The sequence below is a fragment of the Methylobacterium sp. C33D genome (genome assembly GCF_053345825.1).
On record NZ_JBKFAV010000035.1, the window covers coordinates 17,740 to 41,322 of the forward strand.

Genomic DNA, 23,583 nt, shown 5'->3' on the forward strand with positions numbered 1-23,583 from the left:
CTCGCCGATTGCGGCCTTCGGCCCTTGTCGCTTGGCTGTACCACAGCAGGGATCGCTTGTGCGCAATCGGGACGCGGGCCGAGACGCCGCAGGGGGCCGCGACGCCTCGCCCGATCGGAACCGGGGGATGCCGGCCGCTACACCGCGGCCCGAGCGGGGCCGAACCCGGCCGGCGGGCGCGAGCCGAGATGCTCCCGCAGGGTCCGGCCCTCGTACTCGGTGCGGAACAGGCCGCGCCGCCGCAGCTCCGGGAGGACCAGCGCGATGAAGTCGTCGAGGCCGCCGGGCAGCGTCGGCGGCATGATGTTGAAGCCGTCGGCGCCGCCGGCCCGGAAGCGCGCCTCCATCTCGTCGACGATCTGCGCCGCCGTCCCGACGATCTGCGAGTGACCGCGGGCGCCCGCGATGCGCAGGTAGAGCTGGCGCAGGGTGAGGCCTTCCCGGCGCGCGAGGTCGAACATGAGCTGCTGGCGGGACTTGATGCCCTCGGTCTCGGGCAGTTCGGGGACCGGCCCCTCGGGATCGTAGCCCGACAGATCGTGGCCGCCGATCATGCGACCGAGCAGCGCCAGCCCGACCACCGGGTCGATCAGCTCCTGCAGCGCCTCGAACTTCGCCCGCGCCTCGGCCTCGCTGCGCCCCACGACCGGGAACAGGCCGGGCATGATCTTCAGGTCATCCGGCGCACGACCGAAGCCGGGCATGCGCCCCTTGAGATCGCCGTAGAACTCGACCGCCTCGTCCAGCGTCTGGTTCGCGGTGAAGACGATCTCGGCGGTCCGTGCCGCGAGGTCCTTGCCGGGACCGGAGGCGCCGGCCTGCACCAGCACGGGCTGGCCCTGCGGCGTCCGCGAGATGTTGAGCGGCCCGCGGACCTCGAAGTGCTTGCCCCGGTGATCCAGCGGGCGGAAGCCGTCCGGCTTCGAGAACTGGCCGCTGGCGCGGTCGATGATCACGGCGCCGTCGTCCCAGGTGTTCCAGAGGCCGAGGACGACGTCCGCGAATTCCTCGGCGCGCTCGTAGCGGTCGGCGTGGCGGCCGATCCTGTCGCCGCCGAAATTCGCCGCCTCCGCGTCGGTCGCGGAGGTCACGAGATTCCAGCCGGCCCGCCCGCCGCTGAGGTGGTCGAGGGAGGCGAACCGGCGCGCGACGTTGTACGGCTCGTTGAAGCTGGTGGAGGTGGTGGCGACGAGACCGATCCGGCTCGTCACCGCCGCGAGGGCCGACAGCAGGGTCAGGGGCTCGAAATGGGTCGAGCGCGCGGTCCGCTCGCTCGATCGCAGATCGAGGTCGCGGATCCCGCTCCCGTCCTCGAGGAAGATGAGGTCGAACTTCGCCGCCTCGGCCCGCTGCGCCCAGCCGACGTAGCGCTCCAGGACGAGGCCGCCGTCGGCCTCGCTGGAAGGATGGCGCCAGCCGGCGACGTGATGGCCGGTCGCGTAGAAGAACGCGCCGAGGCGCAGGGTACCCTGTCTCATCGAACCGACCGTCATCGTGCCTGATCCGCTCCGTGCATCGCGCGGCAGCCGGTGTCTAGCCGACCCGCCCGCGGGGGCGAACCCCGCGTCTCGCCGCGCGCCGTCACGGCGCGGCGAGAGCCCGGCCGGTGCGGCGGGCGGGGCGTCAGCGCGGGACCGCGGCGTCCGGCGCGTTCTCGGCCGGCAGGTCGCGCAGGTCGGACGAGGCGCAGCGCCCGTGCCGCGTCGCCAGGGAGCCCCGGGCCTCCTGCATCGGCATGAAGGCCGCGAACCCGACCGGCTCGGCGACGTCGTGATAGATCGCCTCCATGCCGCCGCGCATGTGGTAGGTCTCGTGCCAGATGCCGACGCCGCGCGTGTCGCGCAGGAAATCCCGCCACCAGATCCGGTGCGGCTCCGACTTGGACCACGCGACCATGCTGTCCATGTCCCGCCAGTACCAGCGCATGCCGACATGCAGCGGGCGCAGGCTGAAGATAATGTTGTTCTCGTAGTGCAGCAGGCCCTCCGGGCGCGCCGCGCCGACCCTGTCGATCCGCGGCCCGAAGCCGAGCAGGGTCTTCACGCCGGCCAAGGTCCGGACCTTCATGCCCAGATAGATCACGACGAGGTCCGGGTATCCCGAGAAGTCCGGGACCCCGTCGCGCCGGTTCGCGCCCATGACCTTGCCTCCTGAAGCGGGCCGACCCGCGCGGCCCTGCACGCCGAGAATACACGGTGATGCTATCGGATTTCAATATTCGTTCGATTATGCCTCGGATCGTGCAAATTTTATCAGTATCGGCACTCATCCCCCGCCGACGCTGCCGATGACGCGCGCCCGCGCGGACAGGACGCCTCCGCGCACGCGGCGACGGCGATCCCCGAGGCGCGCGTCGGCCGCCTCGGGGATCTTCGCTGCGCCGCCGGGTCGGTGGGGATGGCACGCGGCCCGGCGCGGCGATGTTCGAGGTCGGGAAAGCCGTGCGCCGAGCCGCCGCCTGAGCGCCGTCAGAGGCGGGTGAGCCGCAGGCGCCACGCGGACGGATCCACGTCCAGGGCCCGACCGGGCGGCGATGCTGCCGCCTGTGCGAGTGGCCAAGGCTCAGCCGCGGCGATGGCGGAAGTCGGTGCGCGGGTCGAGGCGCAGCCGCAGAGGAGCAGCGCGAGCGCGGCCGCGGCGACAGCTTTTATCGACGCGATCCACGTGCCGAGCGGGCGCGCGCCTGCGATCGAGCGAACGGTCTCGACGATCCGCCCGCGTCCGGTCGCGCCGCCGGCCTCGGGTCCTGGCCGGCGCCCTGGCGCGGCGCTCCGGCGGGGCCGGACGGCCGAAGCCAGCATGGGCCTGCCCCCGGACGCCGGCTTCAGGCACCCGACGGCCCGCGGCCCGTGGGTCTGCCCAGAAGGAGCGCCTTGGCGGCCGCGTCGATCCGCCCGAGCCACTTCTCGGCCGTCTCGGCGCGCAGGTCGGCGACGCGGACCTGCTCCTCGGCGGCGCGAACCCAGGCTTCCGCCTCCGCGCGGATCGTCCGGACCCGGGCCTCGGCCTCAGCGCGGATGTCCTGGACCTGGGCCTCCGCCTCGGCCTGGACGCGCTGCAGCCGGATGTCGGCGCGGGCCTCGACCTCGCGGACGCGCATCTCGGACAGCTGCAAGCGATGCTGGGTCTCGGTCAGCGCGCGCTGCGCGGCGGCCAGGGCGGCCTCGTGCGACAGGCTCTGCTCCTGAAGGCGCTGCTTCTGCGCCTCGGCGCGGCCGGCCATGCCGTTGATGATGTCGAGCGTGCTCATCCAGTCCGACACCCCCTCGGGCTCGGAGGCGGTCGGCGCCGGGCCGGCATCGTTGACCGCGGGTTCCGGCAGGATCGGCGGGTGCGCGGCCGCCTCCATGCGCGGCGCGGACAGCGCGGCCGGCCCCGCGACCGTGTCGAAGGATGGCTTGAGCTTCAGGATCTCGGCGGACGGGCCGTCGACGAAGCGGTCCAGGCTGTCGGCGACCTGCGTGAGGATATGGGACCACGTGGCTGTAGGGGCCGCGACCATGCTGTCTCTACCCTGACGGGATTCTTGCGATAGCTAATACAATCTCCGGTATAGTTAATGGGTGGTTAACTGCCGGTCTGGCGGTCCAGCCTCGGCCCATTCGCGCGGGCTCCTATCAGTCTCGGGAGGCCGTAGCGGGGGCGGCGCGACATTTGTCCGTGCGCCGACGCCACTCTCCAGCGCGCCTCGCCTGCTGCCATCAGTCCATCGAGCGTCGAGGACCCGGACTCCGCGCCGTCCTCGAGCGGTCCGGCATCATCGCGCGGTCTGCGTCGCGGGCGCAGCCTGGATGATCGGTGACGCGGCGGCCAGGATGGAAGCGGCGTCGCCGTCGAGGGGCGGATAGATCCGCGTGCCGTTGATGATCCGCTTCGTCGCCTTCGCGGCGGCGCCCGACGAGACCAGCGTGCCGCGGTCCCAACCGGAGGTGTAGACCGCACCCCAGGCGCCCAGGTCCAGCACGGTGACGTAATCGGGCGCGGCGAAGCGCAGCCGCCGCTCCGGCCGGCCGGCGAGATCGCAGACCACGTTGTACCCCGCGAACCGCCCCATCGGCCGGGCGTGCTGGCACGACATAACCGTGCGGTGACCGGCATCGTCGGCCGCCGCCGAGGCGATGTCGCCGGCCGCGTAGACGTCGGCGAGCCCCTGGACGGCCAGGAAGGCATCGACCGGCACGCGCCCGAGCGGGTCGCGGGGGAGGCCGAGCGTCTCGCCCAGCGGGCTCGCCCGCATGCCGGTGGCGCAGACACTCGTCCACGCCGGCAGGCGCGTTCCGTCCGCCAGCGTCACCCCGGCCCGATCGACGGCACCGACCCGCGCACCGCCGATGCAGGTCACGCCGGCCTCGCTCAGGGCTTGGCGGATCGCCGGCAGGGCCGCCGCACCCATGGCGCTTCCGACCTCGCGCGCGCTGTCGATCAGGATGGTCCGCACCGGACCCGTGCCCCCGGCCCGGTCCCTGGCGGCCGCGAGCCGGGCGGGCAGCTCGCAGGCGAGTTCCAGTCCCACCAGGCCGCTGCCGATGACGACGGCGGTCCAGCGGCCGGCCTCGTCCGGCCCGCCCGCGTCACCGAGGCGATCGAGATGCGCCGCGAGGGCCTGGGCCCCCGCGAAGGTGTCGACATCGAGGGCACCCTCGATTCCCGGGATCTCGGGGCGCCACAACAGGCTTCCGGCCGCGAGGATCAGGCGGTCGTACGCCAGCGTCCCGACGCCGCCGGCCGACGCGGCGGACTCGACCGTGACCGTGCGCGCCGCGGGATCGATGTCGATCGCGCGCGCCTCGCGGCGTTCCACGCCGATCGGCCCGAGAACGTCGTCGAGGGGCACGCGCAGGGCGCTGAGATCGGTCTCGTAGCAGCGGACCCGGATGACGTGGAACGGGTCCGGCGCGATCACCGTGACCGCGACGCATTCGCCCAGGCCGAGCTCGGTCCGGGCGCGCGCCGCGGCGGCGGCGGCCCACAGACCGGCGAAGCCGCCGCCGATCACGACGATTCTCGAGACCATGGCAGAGCTCCCCTCGTGCCGGAGTCGTCGAACTCTGCACGTCGCTCGGCGATGCGGCAACGGTTACAGTCCTGGCGCGGGCGAAGATCGCTTCCGACAGTCGAGCGCCGGCGGTTCGGCCGTCGTGGCAACCGCCACCCTGGCGCGCCATCGGGCGCCGGAAAGACCCGTCAACCCGCAGCCGCGGTCTCGCGAGAGTGCGGGCCGCGCGCTGCCGTCGCGCGGCTCCAGCGTGGCTGCGGCGCGGCCGGGGAGGACAGACGCCGTTCCTCGCGCGCGTCCTCGCGCGCGAGGACGCGTAATTTCTTCTCGTCTTGGGTCGACCGACCGAAAATTCTTGCTTCGACACCGCGAAGTAGAGAAAGCCCTTTTGTTGACTCCGCGATCGGCCGACAGGATCTTGCATTCACAGTCACGCCGAGGGCCGCGCAGGTACGATGAAGACGCAGGGGCGGACCGGGCGTGATCCCGGAGCCGGGGGATGTGTCGGCGCGGATCGCGCGATCGGGGCGGTCCTGGGTGTCGGACGCGCCGGATACGCCCGGCCGATCGTCTCGCCGACGGCGCCGCGCCCCTGAACCCAGCCGGCCGGACGAGACCGCTCGGATCCGCGCCGCGGAGCGGATCCCCTGCCCCGCGCCGGCCCCGCACCCCGCCCTCCGTTTCGCCACGACATCAGGCCCGACCATGCGCTCCACCCGCCGATCCCTCCTGGCCGCCGGACTCGCCCTGGCCTGCCTCTCCGCGGTCGCGACGCGCGAGGCCCGCGCCGACGATCCGAAGGAGATCCGCCTGGACTGGGCGACCTACAACCCGGTCGGCCTGCTCCTGAAAGAGAAGGGTTTCCTGGAGGAGGCGCTGGCGCCGCGGGGCATCAAGGTCCGGTGGGTCCAGTCGCTCGGCTCCAACAAGGCGCTCGAGTTCCTGAATGCCGGCGCCATCGATTTCGGGTCGGCGGCCGGCGCCGCGGCCCTGGTGGCGCGCATCAACGGCAACCCGATCAAGGCGATCTACGCCTACTCGCGCCCCGAATGGACGGCCCTCGTCACCCGCAAGGACAGCGGCATCGCCAAGCCCGCCGACCTGAAGGGCAAGCGCGTCGCGGTCACCCGCGGCACCGATCCGCACATCTTCCTGATCCGCGCGCTCCAGGGCGCCGGCCTCACCGAGCGCGACGCCAAGCTCGTGCTGCTGCAGCACGCGGACGGCCGGACCGCCCTCGACCGGGGCGACGTCGATGCCTGGGCCGGCCTCGACCCGATGATGGCGGCGGCCGAGATCGAGAACGGCGACGTGCTGGTCTACCGCGACGCCGCGGCGAATACCTGGGGCCTGCTCGACGTCCGGGAGGACTTCGCCACCGCCCACCCCGACCTCGTCCGGACGGTGATCGCCGCCTACGAGCGGGCGCGGGCCTACGCGCTGGCCAACCCCCAGGCGCTCTCGGCCGCCCTCGTCGCGGCCACCAAGCTGCCCGAGCCGGTGATCGCCCGGCAGCTGGAGCGCACCGACCTGTCGCAGCCGGCGATCGGCGCCGCCCAGGCGCAGTCGATCAAGGCGGCCGGCACCGCGCTCCAGCAGGCAGGCATCATCCCGGCGGGCACCGACGTGTCCGCGTCCGTCGACGGCCTGCTCGACACGCGCTTCAATCCCGTCGCCGGGCAGTGAGCGGCCGCGTGCCGCTGCTGCGGCGGGGCGGTCGCGCCGGCCTGGGCCTGCTGCTGCCGGTCATCCTGGCGATCGGCTGGGAGATCGCGGTCGCGAGCGGTGCGGCGTCGGGGCGGCTGCTCCCGCCGCCGAGCCGGATCGGCGCGACCCTCTGGGCGCTGGCCGCCTCGGGCGATCTCTGGATGCATGTCGAGGCGACGCTCGTGCGGGTCGGGCTCGGCTTCCTGTGCGGCGCGGCCGCCGGGATCCTGGCCGGGGCCCTCGTCGCCACGGTCCCGCCGCTGCGCTGGCTCCTCGACCCGAGCCTGCAGGCGCTGCGGGCCGTCCCGTCGCTCGCCTGGGTGCCGCTCTTCATCCTGTGGTTCGGCATCCTGGAGACGCCGAAGGTTCTGCTGATCGCCGTGGGCGTGTTCTTCCCGGTCTATGTCGGCGTCTCGGGCGCGATCGCCTCGGTCGACCGCAAGCTGGTCGAGGTCGGGCGGATCTTCCGGCTGTCGCGCCTCGCCCTCGCCCGCCGGATCCTGCTGCCGGCCGTGCTGCCGGCCACCCTCGTGGGCCTGCGCACGGGGCTCGGCCTCGGCTTCCTGTTCGTCGTGGCGGCGGAGCTGATGGGCGCATCGGAGGGTCTCGGCTACCTGCTGGTGGACGGCCAGCAATTCAGCAAGCCCGATCAGATCGTGGCCGCGATCATCGCCTTCGCCCTCGTCGGCAAGGCGGCCGACATGGCCCTGGTCGCGCTGACAGCGCCCCTGACCCGATGGCAGGATACCGTGCGGGACAGCCTGTGACCGCCGCACCGGGGCGGCCCCGCACCGCGGTACCGGGGCTTGGCCAGCACCGCGATCCTCCTGTCACGTCCGCCGCGAGACGCCCGTGCTGACCGTCGACGACCTCTCCAAGACCTACGCGGACGGCACGCAGGCCCTCGCGGGCATCAACCTGTCGGTGCAGCAGGGCGAGATCCTCGCGCTGATCGGCGGTTCGGGCTGCGGGAAGACGACTCTGCTCCGGCTGATCGCGGGGCTCGACCACGCGAGCGCGGGGGCCGTCGCGGTCGACGGCGAGACGATCCGCGCGCCCCATCCGAGCGTGGGCGTCGTCTTCCAGGAACCGCGCCTGCTGCCCTGGCTCGACGTGGCCGGCAACGTCGGCTTCGGCCTCGCCGACCTGCCGCGGTCCGAGCGCCGCGCCCGCGTCTCCCACGCCCTGGAGCGCGTCGGGCTCGCGGAGCACGGCGGCCGCTGGCCGCGCGAGCTCTCCGGCGGCCAGCAGCAGCGCGTCGCGATCGCCCGGGCCTTCGTGGCGCGGCCGCGGGTGCTGCTCCTCGACGAGCCGTTCTCCGCCCTCGACGCCTTCACCCGGAAGGATCTGCACGACCAGCTCCTCGGTCTCTGGGCCGAGTCGAGGCCGACGATCCTGATCGTCACGCACGATGTCGGGGAGGCCGTGACCCTGGCCGACCGGGTGGTGGTGATGCGCCCCCGGCCCGGGCGCCTCGACGAGACCGTCCCGGTCGGGCTTGCCCGGCCGCGCGAGCCGGTGGCGGCGACCTACGAGGAGGCCGTGCGCCGCGTGCTGGCCGCCCTCGACCACTCCCTGCGCCCGGCGACGAGCAGCCGGCCGGCCGCCCCCGAGACCCGCGCGAGCTGGTGGTAGGGCCGCCGGCGATCCGCGCCCTCAGGACCCGATCGCGGTCAGCTCCAGATCCGCGGAATCCGCGCGCCGGAACCGGGCATAGCGCAGCGCCATCACCGGCAGGACCAGCAGGTTCAGCACCGTCGAGGTGACGAGGCCGCCGAGGATCACGAGGGCCATCGGGCCCTCGATCTCGCGGCCGGGCTCACCGGCGCCGAGGGCCAGCGGCAGCAGGCCGAGGCCGGTGACCAGGGAGGTCATCAGGATCGGCACCATCCGGTCCGCCGCACCCTCTGCCGCCGTGGCGGCGTCCCAGGGGCGCCCGTCCCGTGTGACCATCTGCTCGTAATGGGCGATCATCATCACGCTGTTGCGCAGCGAGATGCCCGACAGGGTCACGAAGCCGACTATCGAGCCGAGCGACAGCACCCCGCCGGTGAGCGCCGCCGCCGCCACGCCGCCCACGAAGGCGAAGGGCAGGTTGACGAGGACCAGGAGCAGGTTCGCCGCGGAACCGGTGACGATCGCCAGGAGCACCACGATGCCGAAGCCGGCCATCCCGGCATGGACCAGAAGGTCGCGTCGGGCGGCCGCCTGCGCCTCGGCGGCGCCCGCGAAGGTCACGTAGACCCCTTCCGGCAGCCGCACCTCGCGGGCGATCTTGCGCTTGGCCGCCGCGACGAAGCCCGCCACGTCGCGGTCGGCGACGTTGGCGGTCACCGCCTGCACCCGCTGCGCGCCGAGATGCTGGACCTGGTAGCGCCCCGCGCTCTCGTAGACGTCGGCGACCTGCGACAGCCGGACGTAGCGCCCGCCGGGAGTCCGCAGGGGCAGGTCGCCCACCGCGCTCAGGCGGTCCCGCACGCGGGCGTCGAGGATCACCAGCACGTTGAACACGGCGTTGCCGCGATAGGTCTGACCGACCGTGTCGCCCTGGTAGGCGGTGCGCACGGCCTCCAGCACCTCCACGGGGTCGAGCCCCCAGTGCCGCAGGTCCACCGGGCGCAGCGCCACCGTGACCTGCGGCAGCCCGGCCGGCGAGGCCTGCTGCACGTCCCGGGCGCCCTTCACCTCCGAGAGTTCCTGCGACACCGAGCGGGCGGCCGCCTCGATCCGGTCGAGGTCGCTGCCGACCACGTTGACCACGACCGGGGCGGTGAAGCCCGAGACCGTCTCCTCGATGCGCTCGGTGAGGAAGGTCTTGAGCGAGAAGGCGGCCCCCGGGAAGCCGGCGGTCAGCTGCCGGATGGCGACCTCGACCCGGCGCTGGGCGGCGCCGTCGAGCCCGGGCTCGAGGTCAATGTGGATCTCGCTGTAATGCGGCCCGGCAGTGTCCTCGGCGGCCTCGGCCCGCCCGATCTGCGCCGCCACGGCGCGCACGCCCGGGATCTCCTTCAGGTCGCCGGTGATCAGCGTCCCGAGCCGCTCCGATTCCTGCAGCGAGGTGCCGGGGATGGCGACCATGTGCAGGATCATGTGCCCCTCCTTGAGGTCGGGGAGGAACACCGCGCCGAGGGTCGGCAGGATGGCGGCCCCCGCGAGGCAGACCAGGAGGGCGCCCGCCATGGCGATCCGCGGGAACCGCCCGATCCCGGCGAGCAGCCGCAGGTAGGCGGCGCGACTCCAGCGCACGACGGGCGGGTCGGGCGGCGCCGCGCCCGGGTCGCGCGCCGTCCGGCCGCCGAGGAGCAGGAGCGCCAGGGCCGGCGTGACCGTGAGCGCCACCAGGAGAGAGGCGACGACGGCCGCGATGTAGGCGAGCGCCAGCGGACCGAACAGGCGGCCGGCGACGCCGGTCAGCGCCAGGACCGGCAGGAACATCAGGATCACCGCGAGGGTCGCGTAGGCGACCGAGGTCCGCACCTCAAGCATCGCGGCCAGCACCGCGCGGGGCACGCCGCGCCGTCCGCCCCGCCACTCCCGCAGGCGGCGCGCGACGTTCTCGACACCGATCACCGCGTCGTCGACCACCTCGCCGATGGCCAGGGCCAGCCCGCCGAGGGTCATCGTGTTGAGGCTCTCGCCCCAGGCCTGGAGGGCGAGGGCGGCGGCGATCAGCGACAGCGGGATCGCCGTCGCGCTGATCAGCGCCGCCCGCCAGTCCGCCAGGAAGATCAGGAGCACGATCACCACCAGCACGCCGCCGAGCGCCAGCGCCTGGATCACGTTGCCGGTTGCGACGTCGACGAAGTTCGCCGGCCGGAACAGGTCGGTCCGCAGGCTCACGCCGTCGCGCTTCAGGACCGGGCGCAACTCGTCGAGGGCCGCCTCCAGGCGGGCGGTCACGGCGCGGGTGTCGACGCCCACCTGCGCGCCGACCATCAGCAGCACGCCGGGCCTGCCGTCCACGAGGGCCGCGCTGATCGCCGGCTCGGGCGCGGCCGTGACGGTCGCCACGTCCGAGAGGACCACGCTCGCCCCGCCGTCGTTGTGGAGCACGATCTGCCCGAGCGCCTCCGGGGTGAGCGACTGGCCCTCGGTCCGGAGCAGGACGCGCTGGTTCGGCGTGTCGACGAAGCCCGCGCCGCGCACGCCGGTCCCCTTCCGAGCGGCCGCCAGGACGTCGTTGAGGCCGATCTGGAACCGGATCAGGTCGTCGGGGCGGACCTGGACCTGCAGGGCGCGCACGCCGCCGCCGTAGATCGAGACCTGGGCGATGCCGGGCACGCCCTGGAGCCGCCGGCGCACGGTCCATTCCGCGAGCTGGCGCAGGTCCATGGGGTCGCGGGTCTCGGAGGTGAGCCCGACGAGGAGCACGGTCAGGGTCGACGAGGTCAGCGGGGTCATTGCGGGCGCGGCCACGCCGTCCGGCATGCGACCGGCCAGCGCGGCCAGCCGCTCGTTGACCCGCTGGCGGATCCTGTCGACGTCGCTGCCGGCCCGGAACGCGGCGGTGATCACCGACAGGCCCTGGATCGAGGTGGAGCGCAAAGTCTCCAGGCCCGGCAGGCCGCCGACCGCCACCTCCACGGGCTGCGTGACCAGTACCTCGACCTGCTCCGAATCGAGGCCGGGCGCCTCGGTCTGGATCGTGACGGTCGGGGGCGCGAATTCCGGGAAGACATCGTAGCGGGCGCCCGCGAGGGCGTAGAGGCCGAAGACGAGGACCGCGCAGGCCAGCGCGAGGACCACCCGGGGCAACCGGACGGCGAAGCCGACGAGGGCAGCCTGCGGACCGCCGCGGCCGGCGGCAGCGAGGGGCTCAGTCATCGTCGTCGCCGACGACGCGGATGCGGCTCTTCATCTCCTCCGAGAGCAGGGCCTGCGCGCCCCGGAGCACGATCTCGCTGCGGTCCGGCAGATCCTCGACCACGAAGGCGTCGGCCGACATCGGCGCGTCCGGCCGGACCGGGTGGCGCACGTAGGCGCCGTCGCCGGCCCCGCGATACACCCAGGTGCCGCCCTCGCCGTGGACGACGGCGTCCTCCGGCACGAGGACGCCCATCACCGCCCGCGGCGCCGGTAGGAAGGCCATCGTGCTGGTTCCGGGCAGGAGATTGCTGTCCCCGGAGACGAGATAGAAGAAGCTCTGCCCCTGGATCCGCGGATCGGTCCGCGTCGCCGGCGAGACCAGCCGCAGGGCGACGCGCTCGCTCTGCGGCGGCACCTCGGCGAAGGCGGCCTGCGGCGCCTCCGGCAGCGTCTCCCCCGGCGGCAAGGTCACCTGCATGAGGAAGTCGGTCCGCTCGATCAGACGCGTCACCAGCGGCGACCGCTCGATGATCGCTCGGCCGAGCACCGGTCCCCATTCCTGCCGCGCCGTCGCCGCGAGGGTGCGCACCTGCGACTCCGCCACCGTGACCGACGCCTGATCGGTCAGGAGCGTGCCCTCGGCGGTCTCGATCTGCGCCACCGCCACCACGCCGGCGCCGAGCGCCCGCGCGCGGCGGGCGGCGCTGGCCGAGACCTCGACCCGGGCGCGGGCCGTCTGGAGCGCCGCCACGGCGCCCGCGTAGCTGTTGGTCAGCTCGGTGATGCGGGCGAGATCGAGGACACTACCGTAGGCGGTCAGTTCCTCACGGTGAAGGGTGGCCGGCCTCGCCTCGACGACGAGGCCGATCCGCGCGCGCTCGGCTGGCGTCAGTCGGACGAGAGTCCGGCCGTCCTCGATGGCGGTGCGCGGTGCGGGAAGCGGTGCGGCGGCCGACGACGCGTCCCGCCGTTCGGGTATCAGCGCCGCCACGCGCGCCCGCATCTCCGCGACGACCGGCCCGGCATCGGCCCGCAGTCGCTCGCCCGTCTGGGTGACGGCGAGACCGGCCGCGGCCAGCAGGATCCCTCCGATGAGCAGCAGCGCCCGGCGACCACCCACGTCGCGATCCTCCCCCTCACCGTGATTGCCGAATCTACCCGTTTTCGATGCCAGATACACCCGAAAACGGCCACCTCAAACCGTCACGCTCGGCAACGGTTGGGGTTCGATCCTGCGTGGGGCGAGAATGCGAAAGCCCGCCTCGACAGTGCGAGGCGGGCTTCCCACGTGCTGGGCCGAGGGGATTCAGATCAGCAATCGTTGCCGGAGACCGGGGCGGTCTGCCGATCGGCGGCCGCCTTGTTCATGGCGCCGACCGTGCCGGGCGAAGCCGGCTGATTGCCGCCGGCCAAGTTCGCGGCGGCCGGATCAGTCGCGTTCGACTTGGCGCCGGCATTGGTCTGCGCCTGACGATCCGCCGTCTGCGTCGCGCCGGCGTTGTTCATGGCACCGACCGTGCCGGGCGAGGCGGGCTGATTGCCGCCCGCGAGGTTCTTGCTCGACTTGTCGACGTCGGAGCTCTGGGGATTCGAAGCCTGCTGATCGGGGGTCTTCGGCTTCGTGGTTCCGGTGTTGCACGGCGCCGCGAGGGCGGGACCGGCAACGAGGGCCAGAAGCGCAACCGCGCCGGACAGACGAGAGACCTTCATCAAACGCTCCTCCAGGATTTATCGAACTCCCAAGTGCCTAATCGTCCCATGAGTTCCGACGGATTTCCCTGGTTCTTCGACATGACACGCATCGATCCCGCAGTTTCGGAGCTTTGAACGGGGTCGGATCGTATGAAAACAGACAATATTCGCAGGGCGCTGCGGGACCGACGCCGCGATGGGGAGGTCCGGGTGCGGCATCTTATCCCGCCACGCCGGTCATGCCCGAGCAGGCCGCGACGCCGCCCGAGAGGCCCGTCCTTCGCGAGCCGCCGCTACCTCGTTTGGTCGAGTTCTGAGTCCGGAATGCCCGGGCTAGCGTCGAGTCGCGAGGGGGCGTGTCCGCTGCAGCCTCAAGCGGTGTCCGTCCGGGGAGCGGACGGGACACGGCCTCACCCCGGGCGTCCGAGATCGAGCGATGGCGTTTCCACGAGACTTGGCGAGCCTTGGACCGGGCCCAGCGAGCGGCCTCGCCTGGTCGCCGCTCGGGCCGTACGGGTCGGAGCAGCGCTGGGCCGGCGCCGGCGGATCGGGCGAGAGCGCCGACGCCATGCCGCGGCTCGGCTTGGCCGCCGCCGCGTGGATCGTCCTGTTCCTCTTCGCCCCGGTGGTCGGCGAGCAGATCAAGCTGCCGGGCATCGACAAGGCGATCTGGATCTGCAGCGACATGATCGCCTTCGCGTTCCTGGTCCTGCGCCGCGACCTCGCCGCCACGCTGTTCGGCAGCCGCCTGCTGCTGCTCAGCTGGCCGATCCTCGCGATCGCGTCCGCCCTCTGGTCCCTGACGCCCGGCCTCTCGGCCTATCACGGGCTGCAACTGCTCGCGACGATCGTGGCCGGCATCACCCTGCGGACGACGATGGGTCTGTCCCGCCTCGTCAGGATCGTCTTCCTCGGTCTCCTGCTGGGGCAGGTCCTGTCGGCCATTCTCACGGTGGCGGCGCCCGGCCTGACGCGCGGGACGGACGGCAACTGGGCCGGGATCTACTCGCACAAGAACGTCCTCGGCTCCCTCGCGAGCCTCCAGATCCTCTGCGCGGCGTGCCTGTTCCTGCAGGGCTGGAACCGTCTCCTGACCGCGTTCGGGTTCTGCCTGGCCCTGGTTCTCCTCGTGGCGACGCACTCGGCCACGGCTCTGGTCGCGGCCGCCGTCGGGCTGATGCCGCTCGCCGCGATCTTCGCGTGGCGCCAGGGGAAGCACGTGACGGGATTCTGCCTCGGCATCGCCATCGCCCTGGCGGGCGTCGCGATCCTCGTCGTCGCCGCGCGGGGTGCAGATATCTCGGCGAGTGTCCTGTCGGATCTCGGCAAGGACACCACGCTGACCGGCCGCACCATCCTCTGGCAGTTCGGGCTCGACCAGTTCTGGCGGGAGCCGCTCATCGGCATCGGCTACAAGGCCTACTGGGAGAGCCCGCTCACCACGGCCGCCTACCTGCACTTCGTCACCAAGCAGAAGCTCTGGTTCTTCCACAACAACTTCATCGACACGGCCGTCGCGTTCGGGATCGTCGGGCTGGTCCTGTTCACGGCCGCGCTGCTCGACACCACGCGCCGGGTGATCGCCCATTTCGCGCGCTCCTCCGGCTACGTCGAGGCTTGGCCGATCCTGTTCATGAGCCAGCTCTTCGTCCTGGTCTGTTTCGAGTGCCCGCTCTTCGTCAATCACGGCCTTCACCAGCTCCTCCTGGCCGCGATCCTTCCGGTGGTTCGGTCGCCGCCCCCCGACGGGAGCGACCCGATCGCCCGCGACTGACCCCACGAGCCTGAGCGGCGGCCAGTCTCCAACAGGAAGGCGGTCGGCCGGCGTCGGACGTCTGGACCGGGGCGGATCGTGACCGGCCGGCCCGACAGGCCCTATCAGAGGTGACTACGATGTACTGCTTCGGGATCTCCCTGCGCCGGTTCCGCGAACGGCACGCCTATCTGTCCCAGCACCTCGCCGCGGTCTGGGGGCCGCAATGCGAGATCACTGGCTTCGAGGGCCCGGTCCCGGATCCGAACGCCCCGTCTCAACCCGACCTGACGGCCGGCCAGATCGGGTGCGCCATGTCCCATATGAGCGCCTACGAGCGCATGATCGCGCTCGACCTGCCTCACGCGCTCATCGTCGAGGACGACGTCGTCCTGCCACCGCAGATCCATCAGATCGTGGCCGACATCGAGGCAACTCTGCGGCCCGGCGACGTCGTTCAGCTGTTCAACTGGACCGAGGCGGCCGGGCCGTTCAGCTCGGTCGACGCAGTGACCATCGGCGGGTACCGGCTGTGCCTGCCCATGGACATGGGCAGCCTCGGAACGACGGCGGCCTACGTCATCACCCGGTCGGCGGCCGAGGGAATCCTGCGCGCGAACCGACCGGTCGCGGTGACGTCGGACAATTGGAGCTACTTCTTCGAGCGCGGCGCGGTAAGGCGCGGTCGCGCGCTCGTGCCGAATGCCGTGTCCCGCAAGCCCTTCGAGTCGACCATCTTCACGTCCCGCTCCAGGGTCGCGGCCTTCCTGAAGGGGAGCGCCCTTCTTAAGCCGCTGTTCGACGCGCGGCGACGCGTCCTGGAGGAGCGGATCGCCGCCAAGATGCTTCTCGTGGACGAGACCTCGCCCCTGGCAGCGCAGGCGCCGCGCTGACCCGTCCGGCCGCGGCGCGATGGGACGGATCCGGGTGCGCGCCGGCGGGGATAGACGAAAGGCGTAGGGGCGATCGCCCTCTTTGCAGCCTCTCACGGCTCCGTGAAGCGCCAAGCTCCGCGGTGAGGCAGGAGCCCGCAGCGGCAGGACACGTCCGCGGCAGGCTCTCCTCGAGACGCCCGCATGACGGTGGGATCCGTTCGGCCGCAGGCCGCTCCGTCGTCGCGGGCCCTGGAGGAAGAGAGGTCGTCGCTTCGCGCAGCGGCGGTCGCACCAGCGCGGCGGAAGACAGACGATGAGCAGCTCGTTCCCGATCACCGGCCCCGACAAGTCCATCGAGTCGGCGTTGCGACGCCTCGTCCGCCCGGCGGCGGACCGGGCGCGCTTCTACCTGATCCTCCTCGCGCAGATCGGCGGCCTGCTGGTCCTCCTGAAGGTCTCGCACGGCGTCACGGCGATCAACGACTACTACGGCGTGGTGCTGCCCGTGGCGCTGGCCCTCGCGATGACGCGGGTGCGCTCCGCCGCCGCCGACCTCGCGTCGGTCCGGCTGCTGCAGATGATCGGCGTGATCGCGGGCGGCTACGCGCTGATCCACTACCCGCTCTTCCCCGTCATTCTGCCCGGGGCGAAGGCGACCGTCGCCGTCACGGCCATCGCGGTGCTGTGGGTCGCGGCCGTGGCCGGCGGCGTGCTCTGCCTGCGCTGGCCATCGCTCGCCCTGATCAGCGCCACCTACCTGGTCTGGAGCAAGCAGGCGGTCATCCGGGTGACCGGTCTCTGGCACGGCCACATCATCGACGTGCTGCCGCTCGCGGAGGTGAGCTTCTGCCTCGTCGCGGGCCTGCTGGTGGCCCACGTGACCGCGCGGATCCGCTACTGGCCCGGCCTGGGCACCGCGGCGCGGGCGGACGTCGCGGCGGCCAGCACGATGTTCGCGAAGGTGCTGATCGCGGCAGCGATCAGCATCCATCTTGGAAACTACTATTCCTCGTTCCTCGCCAAGGTCACGCTCGACGACGGCCCGTTCTCCTGGCTGCTCAACAACGATCCCGGCAAGATCTTCGTCGTCGGCCTCGACAACAACCACGTGTTCTACGCGGGCTGGCCCATGCTCGTGGCGGCGATGCGGACGATCCTGAGCCATTCGAGCGCGCTGACCAACACCCTCATCCTGCTGGGTCAGGGCATCGCTCTCGTGGGGATCCTCATGCCGCGCCGCGGGCTGCTGCTCCTGCTGCTCGGCTTCGACATGATGCACCTGTCGATCATCGTGCTGATGGGCGCCAATTTCGCCCCCTGGATCATGCTGAACCTCGCCATCGCGGCCGTCGTCGTCAGCCGGCACTACGAGCGCCCGCCGGTCTCGATCGGAATCCTGTCGGTGCTGTTCATCCTGACCGGCAACACCTTCATGACCCAGGCCTGGCTCGGCTGGTACGACACCTTGGCCAACAACAAGATGTATTTCGAGGCGATCGACCGGAATGGTCAGCGACACTACGTGCCGACCAACTTCTTCACCTTCTACTCCTACCCGTTCGCCCACATGGCCTACGGCGCGCCCGATGCGGCGCATGCCTTCGCCCTCGACAACCCGAACGGCGGCACGCAAGTCTTTCGAAAGGTCACGGCCTCGACGACCTGCGACGTCCCGGTCCTGACCGCCTCGGACAGCATGGGCCAGGAATACTCGAAGTCGGAGATCAACGGGCCGGCGATCGACGCCTACGTCCGGGGCTACCACCGCCTCGCGCGCACGATCCGCGATAGGACGGGTCTGTTCCCCTACGCGCTCTACCCGCACCACTTCTTCGTGCCGCTCCAGTACGCCGCTGGCTTCGACACGCTCGCCATGGCCGACATCGTCGCCTACGTGTACCGGCGCGAATCCGTCTGCTTCAGCGTACAGGACGGCGTCACCGTCCGCCGCGTGGTGTCCGAAGCCGAGCACAGGATCGACCTGACCCCATGACCAGCCCCTCGACCGAGGCCGCCTTGACGGTGGTCTACGACGGCGAATGCCCGTTCTGCTCCAACTACGTACACCTGATGGCGCTGCGCCGGTCGGTGGGCGTCGTCGCCCTGGTGGATGCCCGGAGCGGCGGTCCGCTGGTCGACGAGATCGCCCGGCGCGGGTACGACCTGAACGAGGGCATGGTCGTCCGCCACGGGCCAGACCTGTATTACGGCCCGGACGCCCTCGTCCTGCTGTCACGCCTCAGCGATGATCGGGGCGTGGCCAGCCGGCTCCTCGCGCGGCTGCTGCGCAGCCCCGGCCGCGCGCGGTTGCTCTACCCGGCAATGAAGCTCGGGCGGCGCGTCACGCTCCTGATGCTCGGCCGGAGCCTTCTCGCCCAGCCCGGCGGCGCGCCGACCCGCTGAGCGGGCCGGATTCCGGCCTTCGCCGGAACGGGGGCCTACGCCCGAACGGGGGCGCGCGTCAGCAGCGTCCGCGCGCTGTGCCAAGCGAAGGCCAGGACGCCGCTCAGGTTGGCGCTCACGATGGCGCGCCAGGTCAGGCCGAGACGCGCGTCGAAGCACGGCCCCCCGACCAGCTCGCGGGCGGCGTTGCGGGCTGACCAGTAGAGGTGCTTGATCAGCCACGGGCTCCGGCCGATGTGCTTGGCGTAGAGCGCGCCGTTGCCGAACTGATAGTTCCAGTGCAGCCGGTCGATCGTGCGCGGATCCCGGCGCCCGTGGAAATGCTTGACGCTCATGTCGGGCACGTACTCGACCGCCACGCCGGCCGCCCAGCCGCGGTAGATGAAATCCGTGTCCTCGGCCGCGCGGAACGTCGCCCCGGGGCCGAACGCCGCGTCGAAGCCGCCGATCCGCTCGATGACGGCGCGGCTGCAGGTCATGTTGCAACCATGGACGAAGCCTCCGGGATGGACCGGGTGCGTCAGGCGGCTGGCTCGGACCTCGGTCTTCGTGGTGAAGTCGATATCCTGCGAAGACCCCAGCTCGACACGGCCACCGCGGATGACGCTTTCCGTATCGCCGGCATAATGGGCGGTCAGATCCCGCAGATAATGATCCGACACGACGCAGTCGTCGTCGATGAACGCGATGATATCGCCCGACGAGCGCGCGATCGCGGCGTTCCGTGATCCCGCGACACCCGGGCGCGACTGTGCGAGGAGCAGGACATCGAATCGATCGGTCGAGACCGCGGCGGCCCAACGCGTCAACGCCGTATCCGTGCCGTCGCGCGACCCGTTATCGACGACGATGATCTCGGCCTGGGCTTCGGGCGCGGCCTCGATCGCGCGGACGACCGAGGCGAGCGTTTCCAGCAGGGACGCCACACGGTTCCGGGTACATACGATGAAGCTGATCTTCATTTGGCATTAATCCATCGATACTGCCAGAAATACGGCCTTCTAAAGCAAGCCGAAGACAAGATATAGTAATGTTATCGCAATTCCTCGATCCGTGCGCGGTAGGCAGGCCTACGCCTTTTGGATGGGGAACCAAATGTCTGGCAGATGTCGCGCCGCAAAAATCGACGGGGGCGAGGCATCTGATCCGCCGCCCCGAACATCGGGAAGGCTATAGAAGCAGATCAGATCCGCGCCCACATCGGGCCATGATCGGTCGCATTCGATTTCTCACGGGGGCATAAAGGAGAACACACGGCAGATACTTTTTCCCGTAACCCTGGAAAGCTGAAGCATCGGCGCGCCCAACGGCCCTCGAGATCGCAACAGAGCACGCCGACCCGTCAGTTTCGCAGCATTCGCGGCCGTCATCGGCCATCATGTGACATCGGATCGGTCGAGATCCGCACCGATCGCGAGTTTCATGGCCATGGAATCGTACGACAACGCACCAGAGCTTTAAACTTAAGCCCAGCGAGCGTTCGATAGTTTATGAATATATCGGATGCTGTTTTTTATTGGCGTAGCGATCCGATAATAGCCACCGGGACGACGGAGAAGCGCTTCTGCCCCGGCAGAATGTCGAGGGTTTCCGGCGCCGCTGCGGTGCTTGGACTTCGTGGCGGGCCGATCTGCCCTCGGCCATCGGGCGTGGGCCCGGTCCTCCGATTGGCCAGCTGACGCGGCTGCCGCGGCACCGCTAAGCCGTTCCGATCGATCGCGCGCTGTCCGCAGCCGGCGCCGCTCCCCTGTTGCGTCCGAAGGATCCCATGGCAGACCTCCGAGAGGAGCCGGAAGCGACGGCGCCGCCCGCGTTCTCGAAGCGCCGGAGCCTGGCCTGGATGGGATTCTGCCAGGGCGGGCTGTTCCTGGCACAGTTCGGCACCTCGCTGGCCCTGGCGCGCCTGCTCACGCCCCACGAGACCGGCATCTTCAGCCTCGCCGCCGCCATCGCGGGCCTGCTGTCCACGCTGCGCTCCTGCGGCCTGTCGAGCTACATCGTCCGGGCGGAGCGGGTGGACGCGGCCCTGCTGGCGAGCGTCTTCACCGTGAACCTGATCCTGTCGGGCGCGGCGGCGATCCTGATCCTGGCCTTCAGCGTGTTCGGCAGCGTCCTCCTCGGTGAGCCGGAGGTCCAGCGCGCCCTGGCTATCCTGGCCGTCGTGCCGCTGGTCGGCGCGCTGGAGTTCCGCCCGGCGGCCATGATCGAGCGGCACGGCAACTTCCGCGGCGTGGCCCTGGTCAACATGCTCCGCGGTCTCGTCGCCAGCGGCGCGATGCTGGCGCTGGCGCTCCTCGGCTTCAGCTACATGAGCCAGGCCTACGGGCAGGCGGCGGGGGCCGTCGCGGCGGCGCTGGCGGCGAACGGCCTCGGGCTGCGCTACGTGTCGCTGCGCATGGGCCTCGCCGGCTGGCGCGAGATCCTGACCTACGGCGGCCGGCTCTTCGCCATCGCGGGGGTCGCGGGGATCGCCGGCCGGATGGGCGACCTCGTCCTCGGGCGGATGCTCGGGCTCAGCGCCCTCGGCCTGTATTCCCGCGCGGCGAGCCTCAACACCCTGATGTGGGACCACCTGCACGTGGTGATCACCCGCATCACCTTCGTGGACCTCGCGAACCAGCAACGGAACGGTCAGTCCCTGCGCGCCTGCTACCTCCACACGCTGCGGATGATCACCGTGCTGCTCTGGCCGGCCTTCGCGGGCGCGGCCGTCCTGGCCGGGCCGATCGTCCGCGTCCTGCTCGGGCCGGGTTGGGAGGGCGCGGCGCTGCCCTTCTGCCTGCTGTCCCTGGCGGCGATCGTCCTGACCTCGCTCAGCATGACCTGGGAGGTGTTCCTGATCCGGGATCAGACCGCCCTGCAGGCGCGGTTCGAGTTCCTGCGCCACGGCGCCGGCCTCGTGATGTTCAGCATCGGCTGCCTGTTCGGCCTCGGCGGCGCGGGCGCGGCCCGGATCGGAGAGGCGTTCCTGGCCGTCGGCCTCTATCGGCCGCATCTCGAGCGGATGACCGACACGTTCCGGCGCGACTACGCCCCCATCTACCTTCACGCCGCCACCCTGACGGCGATCGCCGTCGCGCCCGCCATCGTGGCGATGTCGGCCTGGGGCTGGTCGGCCGAGACACCGCTCCCGAGTCTCGCGGCCGCGATCGCCGCGGGCATCGCCGGCTGGGCCTGCGGCCTCTGGTACCTCGACCATCCCCTCGTCGCGGAAGCGCGCCTGCTGCTCGCGCACATGCGCCCGGCCCGCCCCGCCACGACCGTGTCGGATCTCTAGAGCCGTTCCCTGTCATCCCGAGACGGGGGCGATCGCCGGGCGCGTGTGCGCGAGGCGCGGGTCCCCTCTCCCGTACTGAGCGGGCAGCCGCACGCTTGCGCTTCCGCGCGCCGGAGCGCGATATGACCGGGCACGGCGGCGAGGCGGGACGATCGCGGGATGGCGGATTTCCGCAGCTTGGAGGTGTTCTACTGGGTCGCGAAACTCTCGAGCTTTCGCCGCGCCAGCGAGAAGGTGAACACTACGCAGCCGGCGGTCTCCCAGCGCATCGCGGCCCTGGAGCACGAGTACGGGACCCTGTTCGAGCGCCGCAGCCGCGACGTGGCGCTGACCGAGCGGGGACGCCTGCTCCTCGGTTTCGCGGAGCGGTTCCTGGCGCTCCAGACCGAGATGAGCGCGGCCCTGCACGAGACCGGCCGGACGCGGGGTACCCTGCGGCTCGGCGTGTCCGAGACCATCGTCCACCTGTGGCTGTCGCGCTTCATCGAGCGCATGCGCGCCACCCATCCCGGCATCGGCGTCGACATCACGGTGGACATCTCGCCGAACATGCAGGCCGCCCTCGTGGCCGACGAGATCGACCTCGCCCTCCTCGTCGGCCCGATCACCCTGCCGAGCTTCGCCAACCGGCCCCTGTTCAGCACCCCCGTCGCCTGGATCGCCGCGCCGGGCCTGCTGCCGGGCGACGAGCCCCTGAGCCTCGGCGCGCTGCTGCATCACCCGCTCATCACCTACCCGCGCAACACCAGCCCCTACGTCGAGCTGCGCGACCTCGTCCTGCAGGAGAACCTCCTGCCGAGCCAGATCCACACCAGCGCCTCCCTGGCCACCATCGTGAAGATGGGCGTCGAGGGCCTGGGGATCTGCGTGATCCCGCCGGCCGTGGTCGAGGCCGAGCTCCGTACCGGCACCCTGCGCGTCCTGCGGGCCGAGCCGCAGCTCTCGGACCTGACCTTCACGGCGATGCACACGAAGCGGCCGGCCCACCACTTCGTGGCGGACGCGGCCCGTCTGGCCCAGGACGTCGCCGAGACCTGGGCCACCGGCCGATAAGTCCGGTTTATCGCGCCCCATTCGCAATCACGATTGGCGTGACCCGCGGCGCAATGGGATCGTTGCCGCAGGAAATGAATCGCTGAAGCGATCGGGATCTTGCGGAATACGGGCGGCCGACGCGGCCGTTCCGGCGCGCGACGACCAGCCAGGGAGATCAGAGCGGTGAGCCAGCACGCGGGCGCCGACGGCGCGCCACCTGTCTTCGTCGACGCGGCGGACGCGCGGCGCGCGATCCGCGCGGGTCGGTTCCGGGGCCACACCTCGGGCCTCGTCCCCGCCCACGCGCAGGGCAACCTGATGATCCTGCCGCGGGCCATGGCGGAGGATTTCCACCGCTTCTGCCAGCAGAACCCGAAGCCCTGCCCGATCCTCGGCGTCTCGCGGCCCGGCGACCGCGCCTTGCCGACGCTCGGGACCGATCTCGACCTCGCCACCGACGTCCCCGGCTACCGCGTGTACGAGGGCGGCGAACTCGTGGCGGAGCTGCCCGACCTGGGTAGCGTGTGGCGGGACGACCTCGTCACCTTCGTCCTCGGCTGCTCCTTCTCGTTCGAGGCCGGCCTGATCGAGGCGGGCATCCCGCTCCGGCACGTCGCCCTCGGCCGCAACGTCGCGATGTACCGGACCTCGATCGCCACGCGACCGTCGGGCGCGTTCCACGGCCCCCTGGTGGTCTCCATGCGGCCGATGAAGGCGGCGGACGCCATCAAGGCCGTGCAGGTGACGGCCCGGATGCCGGCGGTCCACGGGGCGCCGATCCATCTCGGCGACCCGGGCCTGATCGGCATCCGCGACCTCGCGCGGCCGGATTTCGGCGACCCCGTCCCGATCGAGCCCGACGAGATCCCGGTCTTCTGGGCCTGCGGAGTCACCCCGCAGGCGGTGGCGATGGCGGCGCGGCTGCCGCTCTGCATCACCCACGCGCCCGGTCACATGCTGATCACCGACCTCCTCAACCGCGACCTGCCGTTCCTGTGACCCTCCCGGCCGCGTGACGGCCCGTCCGAAAAGGAGTTGC

General features: G+C 71.4%; 18 protein-coding genes. 10 read left to right on the forward strand and 8 right to left on the reverse strand.

Features of this window, described 5'->3' with window-relative positions:
- Positions 1–137: 137 nt before the first annotated feature.
- The 4 genes from ACLBXO_RS23930 to ACLBXO_RS23945 form a co-directional block, all read right to left on the reverse strand.
- Positions 138–1,478: an LLM class flavin-dependent oxidoreductase gene (locus ACLBXO_RS23930; protein WP_447686940.1), complete on the reverse strand. Its 1,341-nt coding sequence runs from the start codon at positions 1,476–1,478 to the stop codon at positions 138–140.
- A gap of 145 nt (positions 1,479–1,623) precedes the next feature.
- Complete coding sequence (locus tag ACLBXO_RS23935; protein ID WP_447686941.1) at positions 1,624–2,139, reverse strand: DUF4188 domain-containing protein; 516 nt, start codon at positions 2,137–2,139, stop codon at positions 1,624–1,626.
- A 685-nt stretch (positions 2,140–2,824) separates the two neighbouring features.
- A complete protein-coding gene (locus ACLBXO_RS23940) occupies positions 2,825–3,502 on the reverse strand; it encodes a cell division protein DivIVA (protein ID WP_331317157.1) in 678 nt (225 codons plus the stop codon).
- Positions 3,503–3,757: 255 nt separating this feature from the next.
- Positions 3,758–5,014 carry an NAD(P)/FAD-dependent oxidoreductase gene (locus tag ACLBXO_RS23945; protein WP_447686942.1) on the reverse strand — a complete coding sequence of 419 codons (1,257 nt, stop codon included), beginning with the start codon at positions 5,012–5,014 and terminating at the stop codon, positions 3,758–3,760.
- A gap of 687 nt (positions 5,015–5,701) precedes the next feature.
- Between ACLBXO_RS23945 and ACLBXO_RS23950 the strand changes: the two genes are divergently transcribed.
- The 3 genes from ACLBXO_RS23950 to ACLBXO_RS23960 all read left to right on the forward strand — a co-directional run bounded on the left by ACLBXO_RS23950 (position 5,702) and on the right by ACLBXO_RS23960 (position 8,338).
- Positions 5,702–6,682 carry an aliphatic sulfonate ABC transporter substrate-binding protein gene (locus ACLBXO_RS23950; protein ID WP_447686943.1) on the forward strand — a complete coding sequence of 327 codons (981 nt, stop codon included), beginning with the start codon at positions 5,702–5,704 and terminating at the stop codon, positions 6,680–6,682.
- A gap of 8 nt (positions 6,683–6,690) precedes the next feature.
- A complete protein-coding gene (locus ACLBXO_RS23955; protein ID WP_331317152.1) occupies positions 6,691–7,470 on the forward strand; it encodes an ABC transporter permease in 780 nt (259 codons plus the stop codon).
- A gap of 85 nt (positions 7,471–7,555) precedes the next feature.
- Positions 7,556–8,338: an ABC transporter ATP-binding protein gene (locus ACLBXO_RS23960; RefSeq protein ID WP_447686944.1), complete on the forward strand. Its 783-nt coding sequence runs from the start codon at positions 7,556–7,558 to the stop codon at positions 8,336–8,338.
- 21 nt (positions 8,339–8,359) lie between these two features.
- On the opposite strand, the gene ACLBXO_RS23965 is transcribed toward ACLBXO_RS23960, so the two are convergent.
- The 3 genes from ACLBXO_RS23965 to ACLBXO_RS23975 all read right to left on the reverse strand — a co-directional run bounded on the left by ACLBXO_RS23965 (position 8,360) and on the right by ACLBXO_RS23975 (position 13,219).
- Positions 8,360–11,527: an efflux RND transporter permease subunit gene (locus ACLBXO_RS23965; RefSeq protein WP_447686945.1), complete on the reverse strand. Its 3,168-nt coding sequence runs from the start codon at positions 11,525–11,527 to the stop codon at positions 8,360–8,362.
- Positions 11,520–12,629, reverse strand: a complete 1,110-nt coding sequence (locus ACLBXO_RS23970) for an efflux RND transporter periplasmic adaptor subunit (RefSeq protein ID WP_447686946.1) — start codon at positions 12,627–12,629, stop codon at positions 11,520–11,522. Before ACLBXO_RS23970 ends, ACLBXO_RS23965 begins: the two co-directional genes overlap by 8 nt.
- A gap of 191 nt (positions 12,630–12,820) precedes the next feature.
- On the reverse strand, positions 12,821–13,219 hold the full coding sequence (locus ACLBXO_RS23975) for an exopolysaccharide production protein YjbE (RefSeq protein WP_331317146.1): 399 nt from the start codon (positions 13,217–13,219) through the stop codon (positions 12,821–12,823).
- 418 nt (positions 13,220–13,637) lie between these two features.
- Between ACLBXO_RS23975 and ACLBXO_RS23980 the strand changes: the two genes are divergently transcribed.
- From ACLBXO_RS23980 to ACLBXO_RS23995, 4 genes are all read left to right on the forward strand, one after another.
- Positions 13,638–14,975 carry an O-antigen ligase family protein gene (locus tag ACLBXO_RS23980; protein WP_331317144.1) on the forward strand — a complete coding sequence of 446 codons (1,338 nt, stop codon included), beginning with the start codon at positions 13,638–13,640 and terminating at the stop codon, positions 14,973–14,975.
- A 119-nt stretch (positions 14,976–15,094) separates the two neighbouring features.
- On the forward strand, positions 15,095–15,847 hold the full coding sequence (locus ACLBXO_RS23985) for a glycosyltransferase family 25 protein (protein WP_331317142.1): 753 nt from the start codon (positions 15,095–15,097) through the stop codon (positions 15,845–15,847).
- A 295-nt stretch (positions 15,848–16,142) separates the two neighbouring features.
- The gene (locus ACLBXO_RS23990; RefSeq protein ID WP_447686947.1) at positions 16,143–17,822 is read left to right on the forward strand and encodes a hypothetical protein; all 1,680 of its coding nucleotides are present in this window, start codon (positions 16,143–16,145) and stop codon (positions 17,820–17,822) included.
- Entirely contained in the window at positions 17,819–18,232 is a 414-nt protein-coding gene (locus tag ACLBXO_RS23995; protein ID WP_447686948.1) for a DCC1-like thiol-disulfide oxidoreductase family protein, read from the forward strand. Before ACLBXO_RS23990 ends, ACLBXO_RS23995 begins: the two co-directional genes overlap by 4 nt.
- Before the next feature lie 35 nt (positions 18,233–18,267).
- Here the strand turns inward: ACLBXO_RS23995 and ACLBXO_RS24000 are convergent, their stop codons facing one another.
- The gene (locus ACLBXO_RS24000; RefSeq protein WP_447686949.1) at positions 18,268–19,194 is read right to left on the reverse strand and encodes a glycosyltransferase family 2 protein; all 927 of its coding nucleotides are present in this window, start codon (positions 19,192–19,194) and stop codon (positions 18,268–18,270) included.
- 806 nt (positions 19,195–20,000) lie between these two features.
- Here ACLBXO_RS24000 and ACLBXO_RS24005 point away from each other — a divergent pair.
- The 3 genes from ACLBXO_RS24005 to ACLBXO_RS24015 all read left to right on the forward strand — a co-directional run bounded on the left by ACLBXO_RS24005 (position 20,001) and on the right by ACLBXO_RS24015 (position 23,543).
- Entirely contained in the window at positions 20,001–21,509 is a 1,509-nt protein-coding gene (locus ACLBXO_RS24005) for an oligosaccharide flippase family protein (protein ID WP_447686950.1), read from the forward strand.
- Positions 21,510–21,668: 159 nt separating this feature from the next.
- On the forward strand, positions 21,669–22,562 hold the full coding sequence (locus ACLBXO_RS24010) for a LysR family transcriptional regulator (RefSeq protein WP_331317135.1): 894 nt from the start codon (positions 21,669–21,671) through the stop codon (positions 22,560–22,562).
- 165 nt (positions 22,563–22,727) lie between these two features.
- Positions 22,728–23,543, forward strand: a complete 816-nt coding sequence (locus tag ACLBXO_RS24015) for a putative hydro-lyase (RefSeq protein WP_331317133.1) — start codon at positions 22,728–22,730, stop codon at positions 23,541–23,543.
- Positions 23,544–23,583: the final 40 nt, after the last annotated feature.

What these genes read in the sequence shown, in the direction of transcription:
- ACLBXO_RS23930 (WP_447686940.1), bottom strand. Translation starts at nt 1,478, where the DNA reads ATGAGACAGGGTACCCTGCGCCTCGGCGCGTTCTTCTACGCGACCGGC.
- ACLBXO_RS23935 (WP_447686941.1), bottom strand. Translation starts at nt 2,139, where the DNA reads ATGGGCGCGAACCGGCGCGACGGGGTCCCGGACTTCTCGGGATACCCG.
- ACLBXO_RS23940 (WP_331317157.1), bottom strand. Translation starts at nt 3,502, where the DNA reads ATGGTCGCGGCCCCTACAGCCACGTGGTCCCATATCCTCACGCAGGTC.
- ACLBXO_RS23945 (WP_447686942.1), bottom strand. Translation starts at nt 5,014, where the DNA reads ATGGTCTCGAGAATCGTCGTGATCGGCGGCGGCTTCGCCGGTCTGTGG.
- ACLBXO_RS23950 (WP_447686943.1), top strand. Translation starts at nt 5,702, where the DNA reads ATGCGCTCCACCCGCCGATCCCTCCTGGCCGCCGGACTCGCCCTGGCC.
- ACLBXO_RS23965 (WP_447686945.1), bottom strand. Translation starts at nt 11,527, where the DNA reads ATGACTGAGCCCCTCGCTGCCGCCGGCCGCGGCGGTCCGCAGGCTGCC.
- ACLBXO_RS23975 (WP_331317146.1), bottom strand. Translation starts at nt 13,219, where the DNA reads ATGAAGGTCTCTCGTCTGTCCGGCGCGGTTGCGCTTCTGGCCCTCGTT.
- ACLBXO_RS23980 (WP_331317144.1), top strand. Translation starts at nt 13,638, where the DNA reads ATGGCGTTTCCACGAGACTTGGCGAGCCTTGGACCGGGCCCAGCGAGC.
- ACLBXO_RS23985 (WP_331317142.1), top strand. Translation starts at nt 15,095, where the DNA reads ATGTACTGCTTCGGGATCTCCCTGCGCCGGTTCCGCGAACGGCACGCC.
- ACLBXO_RS23990 (WP_447686947.1), top strand. Translation starts at nt 16,143, where the DNA reads ATGAGCAGCTCGTTCCCGATCACCGGCCCCGACAAGTCCATCGAGTCG.
- ACLBXO_RS23995 (WP_447686948.1), top strand. Translation starts at nt 17,819, where the DNA reads ATGACCAGCCCCTCGACCGAGGCCGCCTTGACGGTGGTCTACGACGGC.
- ACLBXO_RS24000 (WP_447686949.1), bottom strand. Translation starts at nt 19,194, where the DNA reads ATGAAGATCAGCTTCATCGTATGTACCCGGAACCGTGTGGCGTCCCTG.
- ACLBXO_RS24005 (WP_447686950.1), top strand. Translation starts at nt 20,001, where the DNA reads ATGGCAGACCTCCGAGAGGAGCCGGAAGCGACGGCGCCGCCCGCGTTC.
- ACLBXO_RS24010 (WP_331317135.1), top strand. Translation starts at nt 21,669, where the DNA reads ATGGCGGATTTCCGCAGCTTGGAGGTGTTCTACTGGGTCGCGAAACTC.